At 70.0% G+C, this 13,511-nt stretch carries 12 protein-coding genes; 6 read left to right on the top strand and 6 right to left on the bottom strand.

Annotated elements, in window-relative coordinates; all coding sequences use genetic code 11:
- The first annotated feature begins 44 nt into the window (after nt 1-44).
- The 6 genes from murJ (at nt 45) to trxA (ending at nt 7,494) form a co-directional block, all read left to right on the top strand.
- Complete coding sequence (murJ, locus tag ACGFRB_RS20340; RefSeq protein ID WP_393244717.1) at nt 45-2,417, top strand: murein biosynthesis integral membrane protein MurJ; 2,373 nt, start codon at nt 45-47, stop codon at nt 2,415-2,417.
- Nucleotides 2,418-2,546: 129 nt separating this feature from the next.
- Nucleotides 2,547-4,283 carry a protein kinase family protein gene (locus ACGFRB_RS20335; protein ID WP_393244715.1) on the top strand — a complete coding sequence of 579 codons (1,737 nt, stop codon included), beginning with the start codon at nt 2,547-2,549 and terminating at the stop codon, nt 4,281-4,283.
- Nucleotides 4,284-4,349: 66 nt separating this feature from the next.
- Nucleotides 4,350-5,060 (top strand): RNA polymerase sigma factor SigM, encoded by a 711-nt coding sequence (gene sigM, locus ACGFRB_RS20330; RefSeq protein WP_393244713.1) that lies wholly within the window; start codon nt 4,350-4,352, stop codon nt 5,058-5,060.
- On the top strand, nt 5,057-5,953 hold the full coding sequence (locus tag ACGFRB_RS20325) for a hypothetical protein (RefSeq protein ID WP_393244711.1): 897 nt from the start codon (nt 5,057-5,059) through the stop codon (nt 5,951-5,953). The genes sigM and ACGFRB_RS20325 overlap by 4 nt, the downstream gene beginning before the upstream one ends.
- Before the next feature lie 192 nt (nt 5,954-6,145).
- Nucleotides 6,146-7,111 carry a thioredoxin-disulfide reductase gene (gene trxB, locus ACGFRB_RS20320; RefSeq protein WP_393244709.1) on the top strand — a complete coding sequence of 322 codons (966 nt, stop codon included), beginning with the start codon at nt 6,146-6,148 and terminating at the stop codon, nt 7,109-7,111.
- A 47-nt stretch (nt 7,112-7,158) separates the two neighbouring features.
- A complete protein-coding gene (trxA, locus tag ACGFRB_RS20315) occupies nt 7,159-7,494 on the top strand; it encodes a thioredoxin (protein WP_361227169.1) in 336 nt (111 codons plus the stop codon).
- A gap of 81 nt (nt 7,495-7,575) precedes the next feature.
- Here trxA and ACGFRB_RS20310 read toward each other — a convergent pair whose 3' ends face one another.
- The 6 genes from ACGFRB_RS20310 to yidC all read right to left on the bottom strand — a co-directional run bounded on the left by ACGFRB_RS20310 (nt 7,576) and on the right by yidC (nt 13,509).
- Entirely contained in the window at nt 7,576-8,193 is a 618-nt protein-coding gene (locus ACGFRB_RS20310) for a GNAT family N-acetyltransferase (protein ID WP_361227166.1), read from the bottom strand.
- Between the two features lie 155 nt (nt 8,194-8,348).
- Entirely contained in the window at nt 8,349-9,437 is a 1,089-nt protein-coding gene (locus ACGFRB_RS20305) for a ParB/RepB/Spo0J family partition protein (protein WP_393244707.1), read from the bottom strand.
- Nucleotides 9,434-10,522 carry a ParA family protein gene (locus ACGFRB_RS20300; RefSeq protein ID WP_363003569.1) on the bottom strand — a complete coding sequence of 363 codons (1,089 nt, stop codon included), beginning with the start codon at nt 10,520-10,522 and terminating at the stop codon, nt 9,434-9,436. Before ACGFRB_RS20300 ends, ACGFRB_RS20305 begins: the two co-directional genes overlap by 4 nt.
- Nucleotides 10,523-10,841: 319 nt before the next feature.
- Nucleotides 10,842-11,567, bottom strand: a complete 726-nt coding sequence (rsmG, locus tag ACGFRB_RS20295; protein WP_393244705.1) for a 16S rRNA (guanine(527)-N(7))-methyltransferase RsmG — start codon at nt 11,565-11,567, stop codon at nt 10,842-10,844.
- A gap of 116 nt (nt 11,568-11,683) precedes the next feature.
- Nucleotides 11,684-12,193: a protein jag gene (locus ACGFRB_RS20290; protein ID WP_393244703.1), complete on the bottom strand. Its 510-nt coding sequence runs from the start codon at nt 12,191-12,193 to the stop codon at nt 11,684-11,686.
- A gap of 29 nt (nt 12,194-12,222) precedes the next feature.
- Nucleotides 12,223-13,509 carry a membrane protein insertase YidC gene (gene yidC, locus ACGFRB_RS20285; RefSeq protein ID WP_393244701.1) on the bottom strand — a complete coding sequence of 429 codons (1,287 nt, stop codon included), beginning with the start codon at nt 13,507-13,509 and terminating at the stop codon, nt 12,223-12,225.
- Between the last annotated feature and the right edge of the window lie 2 nt (nt 13,510-13,511).

The following is a 13,511-nucleotide window of genomic DNA, read 5'->3' as shown; positions in this document are numbered from 1 at the left end:
GATGTCGTGGCCGGTCGGCCGGGGACGATGAGGTGGGGTAAACCATGAACGCGCCGTACGACGGTGACCGCGGTCAGGGCGCGGGCAACACCGCGCCGTCCGGTGGTACGCCCCCGACACCGGACGGCGGTCACCCGCCGGTGCCGACGCCGCCGCGGGGCCCGCACCCGCAGCACCCGGACGCGGACGCGCCGCAGCAGGGTTCGTACGGGCAGGCCCCGTACGCCCCGGGCCCGTACGTCCCGAACCCGCACGCGAACCCGCAGGGACCCTACGGGCAGGCGCCCCAGGCGCCGTACGGCCAGACACCGCAGGGCCGGACCCCCGAGCCGTCGCCGTACGCCCCGGGCCCGTACGGCCAGGACCCGTACGTCCAGGACGCCTACACCCACGACCCCTACCAGGGACGCGATCTGTCCGCCCAGGACCCGGTCTCCGAGGCGCTCTACGACCGGGCCGCGCACCCGCCGCCCCCGCCCGGCACCTACGCGCAGCCGCAGTCGCTCTACCAGCAGCCGGCCGCGCAGCCGCACGCCCCGGACCCGCGGGTGTGGGCCCAGACGCCCGCGCCGGAGCCCGACGGCCCCTCGCGCCATCTGCCGTACGCCGACGACGCCCACACCGTCCAGTTCACCGGTGTCGACGACCTGGTGACCGCGGCGGGGGAGGAGGCCACCGAGGCGGACGCCTTCGCCCACCTCTACCGCGACCAGCAGGCCCCCGGCCAGGTGCCGCCGCCCGCCCCGGAGCCGAACCCGCTGCCCACGCCCCCCGCGTCGAAGAAGACCGGCCGCGCGTCCGGGCTGCTCAAGTCGAGCGCCGTGATGGCCGCCGGCACCCTGGTCTCCCGGTTGACCGGCTTCGTCCGCAGCCTGGTGATCACCGGCGCCCTCGGCGCCGCCCTGCTCGGTGACACCTTCACCGTCGCCTACACCCTGCCGACGATGATCTACATCCTCACCGTCGGCGGCGGCCTCAACTCGGTCTTCGTGCCGCAGCTGGTCCGCTCCATGAAGAACGACGAGGACGGCGGCGAGGCCTACGCCAACCGGCTGCTGACCCTCGTCATGGTCGCGCTCGGCGCGATCGTCGCGGTCGCCGTGTTCGCGGCGCCGCTCCTGATCAAGGCGATGTCGAGCACCATCGCCGACGACGCCGCGGCCAACAGCGTCGCCGTCACCTTCGCCCGCTACTGCCTGCCCACCATCTTCTTCATGGGTGTGCACGTGGTGATGGGACAGATCCTCAACGCCCGCGGCAAGTTCGGCGCGATGATGTGGACCCCGGTCCTCAACAACATCGTCATGATCGCCACCTTCGGCCTGTTCATCTGGGTGTACGGCACCTCCGCCGAATCCCACATGGGCGTCACGACCATCCCCGACGAGGGCGTCCGCCTGCTCGGCATCGGCACCCTGCTCGGTCTCGTCGTGCAGGCCCTGGCGATGATCCCGTACCTGCGCGAGACCGGCTTCCGCTTCCGCCCCCGCTTCGACTGGAAGGGCCACGGCCTCGGCAAGACGGTCAAGCTGGCCAAGTGGACCGTGCTGTTCGTGCTCGCCAACCAGGCCGGTGTCCTGGTCGTCACCCAGCTCGCCACCGCGGCCGGCGAGGAGTCCGGCAAGAACGGCGCCGGCTTCCTGGCCTACTCCAACGCCCAGTTGATCTGGGGCATGCCGCAGGCCATCATCACCGTCTCCGTCATGGCCGCCCTGCTGCCGCGGATCTCCCGCGCCGCCCACGACGACGACGCGGGCGCGGTCCGCGACGACATCTCCCAGGGCCTGCGCAACTCGGCCGTCGCGATCGTCCCGGTGGCCTTCGCCTTCCTGGCGCTCGGCGTCCCGATGTGCACCCTGCTCTACGCGTCCAGCGGCGTCGAGGCCGCCCGGGGCATGGGCTTCATCCTGATGGCCTTCGGCCTCGGTCTGATCCCCTACTCCGTCCAGTACGTCGTGCTCCGCGGCTTCTACGCCTACGAGGACACCCGGACGCCCTTCTACAACACCGTCATCGTCGCCGCGGTCAACGCGGCCGTCTCGGCCGTCTGTTACGTGGTGCTGCCCGCCCAGTGGGCCGTGGTCGGCATGGCCGGCGCCTACGGCCTGGCCTACGCGGTCGGCGTGGGCATCGCCTGGCGCCGACTGCGCAACCGCCTCGGCGGCGATCTGGACGGCGCGCACGTCCTGCGCACCTACGCCCGGCTGTGCCTGGCCGCGCTGCCCGCCGCCCTCGTCGGCGGCGCGACCGGCTTCGGTCTGATGAAGCTGCTCGGTGAAGGCGCCCTGGGGTCGCTCGCCGCCCTCGTGGTCGGCGGTGTGGTCCTGCTCGGAGTCTTCTTCGTCGCGGCCAAGCGCATGCGGATCGCGGAACTCAACTCCATGGTCGGCATGGTCCGCGGCCGTCTGGGACGCTGATCCACACACGAGAACGCGCGATCGGCACAACCATCGGAGGCCGGCGCGTGTCGTGCATAGCGCCGGACTGTGGGCACAATTGGCATGGCTGTTGGATGTGGCGCAACGGATGGGGAGGCAGGAACGACGGTGGCGGAACGTAGCACGGCTGCCGTCGACGTGGCCGACAACAGCGGTGACGACCCGCTGACCGCCAAGGCGGACACGGCCGCGACCGACGGGGTGGCGGAAGAGCGGAAGAAGGCGGATCCTTCCGCCGAGACCACGAAGGACGAAGCGGCCGACCGGAAGAGCGACGGCGAACCGTCCTCCTCCACGGCAACCGAACTGCACAGCGGCCACAAGCTGGCGAAGCGGTACCGGCTGGAGGAGTGCGTCACCCGGCTGGACGGATTCAGCAGCTGGCGGGCCGTGGACGAGAAGCTGCGGCGCGCCGTCGGCGTGCACATCCTGCCCGCCGACCACCCCCGCGCCCGCTCCGTGCTCGCCGCCGCCCGCTCGGCCGCGCTGCTCGGCGACCCCCGGTTCGTCCAGGTCCTCGACGCCGTCGAGGAGAACGACCTCGTCTACGTCGTCCACGAGTGGCTGCCCGACTCCACCGAACTGACCGCGCTGCTCGCGGCCGGCCCCATGGAGCCGCACGACGCCTACCAGCTCGTCAGCCAGGTCTCGCAGGCCATGGCCGCCGCGCACCGCGAGGGCCTCTCGCATCTGCGTCTCACCCCCAGTGCCGTCCTGCGCAGCTCCACCGGCCAGTACCGCATCCGCGGTCTCGCCGTGAACGCCGCGCTGCGCGGCATCAGCGCCGAGCGCCCCCAGCGCACGGACACCGAGGCGATCGGTGCCCTGCTGTACGCGGCTCTCACCCAGCGCTGGCCGTACGAGAGCGACGCGTACGGGCTCTCCGGCCTGCCCAAGGGCACCGGGCTGCTCGCCCCCGATCAGGTACGGGCGGGCGTCCACCGCGGGCTTTCGGAGATCGCGATGCGGGCCCTGGCGAACGACGGGGCCACCGCCTCGCGCCAGGAGCCGCCCTGCACCACCCCGGACGAGCTGGCCAAGGCCGTCGCGGCGATGCCGCGCATCCGCCCGCCGGAACCGGAGTTCCCGCTCCCCAGTCCGCCCGAGTACCAGCGCACCACCTATCAGCAGGGCACCTACGGGCGTCCGCAGGCGCATCCCGCGGTGACCCAGCCCGTCGTGGTCCCGCCGCCCCCGCTGCAGAGCCGTACCGGAAAGGCGCTGAAGTGGGCCGTCTCGGCCCTCCTGATCGCCGCCCTCGGCCTGGGCAGCTGGCAGATCGCGGACCGGCTCCTGCAGGGGAACACTCCCGAGACCCCCGCGCCCACCCAGCAGACCCCGGACGGGGACGAGAAGCCCGAGCCGGCGAAGCCGCTCACCATCGCCGCGGCGCAGGAGTACGCCCCGGACGGCCCACTGCAGAACGCCAACAACGTGGGCGCCACCTACGACAAGGACCCGTCCACCTACTGGCGTACCAAGAGCTTCTTCGAGGGACCGGTTCTGGCGCCCTTCCGGCAGGGCGTGGGCATCGTCTACGACCTCGGCTCCGAGCAGCGTCTCGCCTCCGTGTCCATAGACCTGCGCTACGGCGGCAATCACACGGCCGCGACGATGTACGCGGCGGACTCCCTGAGTCCGGGGGGTTCCCCCGACTCGATGAAGAAGCTCGCCACGGCGACGACCTCCGGTTCCTCTCTCCCGATGACCCTGAAGTCACCGGAGAAGGTCCGCTATGTACTGATCTGGTTCACAGCGCTCCCGCATTCCGGGGCAGACCAGTACAGCAACGCCGGCTACAAGCAGGCCGTGACCAACGTGTCCTTCAAGGGGGCCCCGGCGTAACCTTCCCGCTCCCCGGATGTTGCACCAGCGTGAATACGGGTAATGCCACTGATCGAGGAGGGGGACGTGGCATCAGAGGCCGGCGAATCCGGCTCCCGGAGCGATCAGGATCTGCTCGCCGGCCATGTGGCCGGTGATCCCGACGCCTTCGGGGAGCTTGTGCGGCGCCATCGCGACCGGCTGTGGGCGGTGGCGCTTCGGACGCTCGGCGACCGCGAGGAGGCCGCCGACGCCGTCCAGGACGCCCTGGTGTCGGCGTTCCGGGCCGCCCACACCTTCCGGGGCCAGTCGGCCGTCACGACTTGGCTGCACCGGATCACCGTGAACGCCTGCCTCGACCGGGCCCGCAAGGCGGCCTCGCGCCGGACGTCCCCCGTGGACGACACGGCCCGCTTCGAGCAGCTCCTCGAACCTCACGAATCGGCCGAGGCGCCCGCCGAGCGGCAGGATCTGCACCGCCAGCTGCTCGCCGCGCTCGCCACGCTGCCCGCCGAACAACGGGCGGCCCTCGTCCTGGTGGACATGCAGGGATACCCGGTGGCGGAGGCCGCACGGCTGCTTGATGTCCCCACCGGCACCGTGAAGAGCCGCTGCGCGCGCGGACGGGCCAAACTTCTGCCGCTCCTCACTCATCTGCGCGGTGACACGGTGGGTAACGAGGGCTCCGATGGGGGAAGGAACCGGACGCCGGGGGCATCCGTCCCACCGGTGCCGGGACCGACACCATCCGGACCAGGCAATCCAGCTGTTGTGAAGGGCGGAGGTGGGCGCGCGTGACTTCCACGGCCGACACGACTCGGCACCCGGACGTCTCGGAGATCTCCGACCTCACCGAGGGGCTGCTGTCCCCTTCCCGGGGAGCGGCCATCCGCGAGCACCTCGACGGGTGTTCTCTGTGCACCGATGTCCGGACCGCCCTGGAGGACATCCGGGGACTGCTCGGCACCCTGCCCGGACCACCGCGAATGCCCTCCGAGATCGCCGGCCGGATCGACGCCGCCCTCGCCGCCGAGGCCCTGCTGAACGCGACCGCGCCGGACGCCGACGCCCATGTTTCACGTGAAACATCGCGCGGCCGACCTGCTCCCTCCGTCCCGGCCCGTCCTGCGGCCGACCGCCCCTCCCGGCTTCCGTCCGCCGCCACCGGACCCGGTCGCCCCCGCCGGATCCGCCGTCGGACCGCCTTCCTCGGCACCGCCTTCGGCACCGCGGTCCTCGGTCTGGGTCTGTTCTTCCTCCAGTCGAACGACCGGAACGACGAGACGACCGCCGACAGCCCGGCCGACACATCCGTCGCCGCGGGCACCACCCGGTTCGACGGCCGTCCGGTCGCCACCACGGTGCGCAGCCTGCTGCACCGGGACGCCGGCTTCAGGGCCTCCCAGGAGAGCGGCGGCGCTCCCGAATCGTTCTCCGCCGAAGCCCGCGGGAAGAGCCAGAAGAGCGCGACGGCCGACGAGCTGCCCGCCTGTGTGCGGGCCGGTATCCAGCGCACCGACCCGGTCCTCGCCTTCCAGCGCGGTGACTACAGCGGCACGCCCGCCTATCTCGTCGTGCTCCCCGACACCGCCGACAGCACCCGGGTGCACGCTTATGTGATGGACGTCTCCTGCGCCGACGGAGAGAGCGGCAAGGCCGCGGTCCTGGCTCAGCTGTCCCTGCCGCGCTAGGGCATGTATCGAAAGCCCCTCCTGGCCTGCGGGCGGACGGAGCTACTTTCGACACATGCCCTAGTCCCTTCCTCGTCGTGCCGGGTGACGGTCTCGGGAATGCCCGCCCCGTAGGATCCGTTGGGTGGGGTGAAGGAAGCAATCCCAGCCGCCGTAGGCAGTAGGCAGTCTGCAGAGACGAGGAACAAACCCGTGAGCGACGTCCGTAACGTGATCATCATCGGCTCCGGGCCTGCGGGATACACCGCTGCGCTCTACACCGCTCGCGCCTCGCTGAAGCCCCTCGTCTTCGAGGGTGCTGTCACCGCCGGTGGCGCGCTGATGAACACGACCGAGGTGGAGAACTTCCCGGGCTTCCGTGACGGCATCATGGGCCCGGACCTCATGGACAACATGCGCGCCCAGGCCGAGCGCTTCGGCGCCGAGCTGGTTCCGGACGACATCGTCTCCGTGGACCTCACGGGCGAGATCAAGACCGTGACGGACACCGCCGGCAACGTGTACCAGGCCAAGGCCGTCATCGTCACGACCGGCTCCCAGCACCGCAAGCTCGGCCTGCCGAACGAGGACGCCCTCTCCGGCCGTGGTGTCTCCTGGTGCGCCACCTGTGACGGGTTCTTCTTCAAGGACCAGGACATCGCCGTGGTCGGCGGTGGCGACACCGCGATGGAGGAGGCCACCTTCCTCTCGCGCTTCGCCAAGTCGGTCACAATCGTCCACCGCCGTGACTCGCTGCGCGCCTCGAAGGCGATGCAGGAGCGTGCCTTCGCCGACCCGAAGATCAAGTTCGCCTGGGACAGCGAGGTCGCCGAGATCCACGGTGACCCGAAGCTCAGCGGTCTGACCCTGCGCAACACCAAGACGGGCGAGACCAGCGAGCTCCCGGTCACGGGCCTCTTCATCGCCGTGGGTCACGACCCGCGCACCGAGCTCTTCAAGGGCCAGCTGGACCTGGACGAGGAGGGCTACCTCAAGGTCGAGGCCCCCTCCACCCGCACCAACCTCCCCGGTGTCTTCGGTGCGGGCGATGTCGTCGACCACACCTACCGTCAGGCGATCACCGCCGCCGGTACCGGCTGCTCCGCCGCTCTCGACGCCGAGCGCTTCCTGGCCGCCCTCGCCGACAGCGAGAAGCTCGCCGAGACCCCCGCGGTCTGACCCTTTCTTCTCCCCCACCCCACACCCCACGAATGAAGGAGCCTGCCGTGGCCGGCACTCTCAAGAACGTCACCGACGCCAACTTCGAGGAAGAGGTCCTCAAGAGCGGCAAGCCCGTTCTGGTCGACTTCTGGGCGGCCTGGTGCGGCCCGTGCCGTCAGATCGCCCCGTCGCTGGAGGCCATCGCCGCCGAGCACGGTGAGATCGAGATCGTGAAGCTCAACATCGACGAGAACCCGGCCACCGCCGCGAAGTACGGCGTCATGTCGATCCCGACGATGAACGTCTACCAGGGTGGCGAGGTCGTGAAGACGATCGTCGGCGCCAAGCCGAAGGCCGCGCTCGAGCGTGACCTGGCGGACTTCCTCGTCGCGAAGGCCTGACCTTCTCGCTGTTTCACGTGAAACATCGGCGGCCCGCCCCCTTCCGAGGGGGCGGGCCGCCGTCTTTCCGGCCGCCGCACCTCACAGAGGCCGCAGGACCGGTTCCTTCTGTACGGCGCCGAGCAGCCGGTCCAGCGCCATCTCGACGTCCTCCTTCCAGGAGAGCGTCGACCTCAGTTCCAGCCGGAGGCGGGGATAAGCAGGGTGCGACCGTACGGTCTTGAAGCCCACGGCCAGCAGATGATCGGCGGGCAGCACACAGGCCGGCTCCTTCCAGCGGGCGTCTCCGAACGCCTCGATCGCCTTGAAGCCGCGTCGCAGCAGATCCTTCGCCACGGTCTGCACCATCACCCGCCCCAGCCCCTGGCCCTGATACCCCGGCATGATCCAGGCCGTCATCAGCTGCGCGGAATCCGCGGCGACCGGGCTGGTGGGGAAGGCGGTGGAACGCGGCACATACGCCGGAGGCGCGTACAGCACATAGCCGACCGGGACCTCGTCGACATAGACGACCCGTCCGCAGGAACCCCATTCGAGGAGCACCGCGGAGATCCAGGCTTCTTTCTCCAGCTCCGGGCGGCCGGCCTTCACGGCCGCCTCCCCGCTCACCGGGTCGAGCTCCCAGAAGACACAGGAGCGACACCGTTTGGGGAGATCCGGAAGGTTGTCCAGGGTGAGCGGTACGAGCCGACGCCCCACGGCTCCTCCTCGTTTCCCTCGGCCAGCGCCGTACGAATAAGCCTTTCCGCATCGTAACGACGGCCTGTTCGGGGCGATACCGCCGACAGGCAAAGGGCGGGGCGTGATCCGGTGAAGTCCGGATCACGCCCCGCCCTGGGGACGACTACAGGGACTCAGCCCTGGTCGGCGTTGCCCTGGCCGAGGACACGGCCCTCGCCCGGGGCGAGGGTGGACAGGATCCGTTCCAGGTCCTCCATCGAGGCGAACTCGACGACGATCTTGCCCTTCTCCTTGCCCAGGTCGACCTTCACCCGGGTCTCGAACCGGTCGGAGAGCCGGGTCGCCAGATCCTGCAGAGCCGGCGCGACCCGGCCGCCCGCCCGCGGCTTCCGGGGCTTGACCGGAGCCGAGGACTCGGAGCCCATCAGCGTCACGATCTCCTCGACGTTCCGCACCGAGAGCCCCTCGGCCACGATCCGGTGGGCGAGGTGGTCCTGCGCCTCCGGGTCCTGCACAGCGAGCAGGGCACGGGCATGGCCGGCCGAGAGAACCCCGGAGGCGACCCGGTTCTGTACCGGCAGCGAGAGCCTGAGCAGCCGCAGCGTGTTGGTGACCTGCGAACGCGACCGGCCGATCCGGTCGGCCAGCTGGTCATGGGTGCAGTCGAAGTCCTTGAGCAGCTGGTCGTAGGCGGCGGCCTCTTCCAGCGGGTTCAGCTGGGCCCGGTGCAGGTTCTCCAGCAGGGCGTCGAGGAGCAGCTTGTCGTCCTCGGTGGCCCGCACGATCGCCGGGATCCGCTCCAGTCCGGCCTCACGGCAGGCCCGCCAGCGGCGCTCGCCCATGATGAGCTCGAAGCGCTCGTCGTCCAGCCGGCGCACCACGACGGGCTGGAGCAGACCGACCTCCTTGATGGAGGAGACCAGCTCCGCGAGAGCGTCCTCGTCGAACACCGTGCGCGGCTGGCAGGGGTTCGGCGTGATGGAGTCCAGCGGCAGCTCGGCGAAGAACGCACCGGCCGGGGCCTCCGGTAGCGGCGCGGGTCCCGGCTCCGGCGGCGCGGACTCCACCGGCTGCCCGCTCTCCGGCAGGGTCACCAGCTTCGCCGCGGCCACCCCGCGCTCCGAGCCGAGCGCGGGAAGGCCCGCGGGAGACACGGTGGCCCCGGCGGTCCCCGCCCCGACAGCCGACACCTGAGGCTCCGGGGAAGCAGCCGGGATCAGCGCGGCGAGGCCCCGTCCCAACCCCCTACGTCGCTCGCTCACTGCATCCCCTCCGACATTCGCTGGCTGTTCTGGTGACCCATGGGCGGCTGTCCGCCGTGGGCCTGGGTGGCGTCATAGCGCAGCTCGACGCCGCGGAGGGCGATCTCACGTGCGGCTTCGAGATACGACAGGGCACCGCTGGAGCCCGGGTCGTAGGTGAGGACAGTCTGTCCGTAGCTCGGCGCCTCCGAGATACGCACCGACCTCGGGATGCTGGTGCGCAGGACCTCGTCCCCGAAGTGGGTGCGCACCTCCTCGGCGACCTGCGAGGCGAGCCGGGTACGGCCGTCGTACATGGTGAGCAGGATCGTCGAGACATGCAGGGCTGGGTTGAGGTGCCCCCGCACCAGATCGACGTTCCGCAGCAGCTGGCCGAGGCCCTCCAGCGCGTAGTACTCGCACTGGATGGGGATCAGCACCTCGGCGCCGGCCACCATGGCGTTGACCGTCAGCAGTCCGAGGGAGGGCGGGCAGTCGATCAGGATGTAGTCGAGCGGCTGCTCGTACGCCAGGATCGCGCGCTGGAGCCGGCTCTCCCGGGCCACCAGCGACACCAGCTCGATCTCCGCACCGGCGAGATCGATGGTGGCGGGGGCGCAGAACAGGCCCTCGACATCCAGGACCGGCTGAACCACCTCGGAGAGCGGCCGGCTCTCCACGAGGACGTCGTAGATCGAGGGGACATCGGAGTGGTGGTCGATGCCGAGCGCGGTGGAGGCGTTGCCCTGCGGGTCGAGGTCGATGACCAGGACGCGGGCGCCGTGCAGCGCGAGGGACGCGGCCAGATTGACGGTCGTGGTCGTCTTGCCCACGCCGCCCTTCTGGTTGGCGACCACCATCACACGGGTCCGGGCGGGCCGGGGAAGTCCTTCACCGGCCCGGCCCAGGGCCTGGACGGCCAGCTGGGCCGCACGGCCGATGGGGGTGTCGTCCATCGGAGGCGGTGTTTCACGTGAAACATCCGCCCCGACCGATTCGGTTCGGGGACCGGGGACCGGGTCGGTCATCGGTCCCGCAGTGTTGGCGTCGGACCGCAAGGATTCACTCTCCTCGGCTTCAGGCTCGCGATGCACAGAGCCTGTCATGCTTCCGGGGCCGTGAACCAGCGAGGCCCGTGGATCTGTGGATGAATCCACCTCTGTGGACAACTCCGTAACCCTCACGGGGGGCTTCGCCTGAGGTGTGCGATCTCGGGGCGTGGCAACCGCACGGCCACGGCTGATGATCCCTTGCAGCAGTGAGCGACGTTTCACGTGAAACACGATGCACGTGCCGCAGGGCCGGGAGCTCTCGACACTCCGACATCAGCAGGTATCGCCGATTGTACGGAGCAGAGCGGGAGGAATGATCACAAGGGTGCGGAAAGCCGCAGGCACGCACGTGCCTGCGGCTGCGGCTGCCGGGTCAGCGACGACGGCGCGGCCGGCTGGGCCGGGCGGCCTTGGCCCGCTTGGCGGCGAACCGCACACCACCGGGGCTCTCGCCCACCTCGACCCGGACCACCGTGGTCAGCGGGTCGACGATGCCTTCCCCCACATGCAGCACGGACGCCTCCACCACGCCCAGCTTGGCGAGCGCGGCACGGGCTCCGACGATCTCCTCCTCGGCGGTGTCGCCCTTGAGGGCCAGCATCTCGCCGTAGGGACGGAGGAGCGGCACACCCCAGCCGGCCAGCCGGTCGAGGGGAGCCACGGCCCGGGCGGTCACGACATGCACCGGCGGGAGCTTGCCCAGCATCTCCTCGGCCCGGCCGCGGACCACGGTGACATGGTCGAGACCGAGCAGCTCCACGACTTCCTGGAGGAAGTTGGTGCGGCGGAGCAGCGGCTCCAGCAGCGTGATCTTCAGGTCCGGGCGGACCAGGGCCAGCGGGATGCCGGGCAGACCGGCGCCGGAGCCGACATCGCAGACCGTGACGCCTTCCGGGACGACCTCGGAGAGCACGGCACAGTTGAGCAGATGGCGCTCCCACAGCCGCGGGACCTCCCGCGGGCCGATGAGACCACGCTTGACCCCGGCGTCCGCCAGGAGCTCCGCGTACCGGACCGCCTCCGGGAAGTATTCACCGAAGACCGTCCGCGCCTGCTCCGGCGCCTGGGGAAGCTCCGCTGCCTCCGCTGCCTCCGTCACGGGGAACCGTCCTTCCGTACCGCGCACGTACCGTCCGAGCGCACTGGGTGCTGACTATCAGGCTGACAAAACTCGGCCCCGCCTGCGAACAGACGGGGCCGACACGAAGAGAGAGTTCAGGCGGGGAGCACGACGACGAAGCGCTGCGGCTCCTCGCCCTCGGACTCGCTGCGCAGACCTGCCGCCGCGACCGCGTCGTGCACGACCTTGCGCTCGAACGGGGTCATCGGATCCAGCTTCACCGGCTCGCCGGTGGACTTGACCTCGCTCGCGGCCTGGGCGCCCAGCTGGGCCAGCTCGGCCCGCTTCTTGGCGCGGAAGCCCGCGATGTCGAGCATCAGACGGCTGCGGTCACCGGTCTCCCGGTGGACGGCGAGCCGCGTCAGCTCCTGAAGAGCCTCCAGCACCTCTCCGTCACGGCCGACCAGCTTGTGCAGGTCACGGCCGCCGGAGTCGCTGATGATCGAGACCGAGGCCCGGTCCGCCTCGACGTCCATGTCGATGTCACCGTCGAGATCGGCGATGTCGAGCAGGCCCTCGAGGTAGTCGGCCGCGATCTCACCCTCCTGCTCCAGGCGGGTCAGGGTGTCGCCACCCTCGGCGGCGGAGGTGGTGCCTTCCGTCACGGATGGACTCCTTCTAGCTTCGTGGAGGCTTACTTCTTGGAGGAGGGGTGCTTGGGCCGCTGCTGGCCCTTGCGCTGGCCGGAATTGGCCCGGCTCGGACGAGCGGGCTTGTCACCCGCGGAGGCGGAACCGGCCTTGGCGCCCTTCTGCGACGCCTGCGGCTTCTTCTCCAGCGAAGGAGCGGCCTGCGCGGACTGCTCCGTCTGCTCCGTCTGCTCGGGCTTCTCCGCCGCCTGCTGACCGCTGCCCGTCTGACGCTGGGACTTGGTCTGGCGCTTGGGCTGCTGACGCTTGGGAGCGCCTCCCTCGGCCTCGACCGAGACGTTGTCGCTCTTGATCACGGTGCCATCGGCCTGGGCGGCGAAGCCGGACTTGGCCAGACCCGCGAAGAAGCGGCGCTCATTGTCGTTGCGGTCGGCGCCCTTGGCGACGATCACCTTGACGATGGTCTTCCGGCGACGGCCGCGGACCTCACCGTGCTGCGTGACGCTCTTGAGCAGACGCTGCAGGTAGGCGTCCTGGGCCTTGCTGCCCGGGGTCGGGTTCTGGTTGATCACGTACATCTGCTGGCCCATGGTCCACACGTTGGTGGTCAGCCAGTAGACGAGGACACCGACGGGGAAGTTGATGCCCATGCCGGCGAAGATCAGCGGGAAGATGTACATCAGCATCTTCTGCTGCTGCATGTACGGGGTCTTCACCGAGAGGTCGACGTTCTTCATCATCAGCTGGCGCTGGGTGAAGAACTGCGAGGCCGACATCATCACGATCATGATCGCGGTGACGACCCGGACGTCGGTCAGCGAGGCGTGGAGCGCCTCGACCTTCTCCGGGCTGTCCATGAACTTGGCGGCCAGCGGCGCGCCGAAGATGTGGGCCTGCCGGGCGCTGGCGAGCAGCGGCTCGTCGATGACGCCGATCGTCTTGCCCGAGGCGATCGCGGACAGCACGTGGTACAGCGAGAAGAAGAACGGGGACTGCGCCAGGATGGGCAGGCACGAGGAGAGCGGGTTGGTGCCCGTCTCCTTGTACAGCTTCATCATCTCTTCGGACTGACGCTGCTTGTCGCTCTTGTAGCGCTCCTGGATCGCCTTCATCTTCGGCTGGAGCGCCTGCATGTTCCGCGTCGACTTGATCTGCTTCACGAAGAGCGGGATCAGGCAGATACGGATCAGCACCACCAGGGACACGATGGACAGACCCCAGGCCCAACCGGTGTCAGGGCCGAAGATCGCCCCGTACATGGTGTGGAACTGGACGATCACCCATGAGACAGGTGTGGTGATGAAGCTGAACAGACTGGCAATCGTGTCCACTA

It is taken from the genome of Streptomyces sp. NPDC048718 (assembly GCF_043198875.1).
Lineage (GTDB): Bacteria > Actinomycetota > Actinomycetes > Streptomycetales > Streptomycetaceae > Streptomyces.
This window is presented reverse-complemented; position numbering and strand designations above follow the sequence as displayed.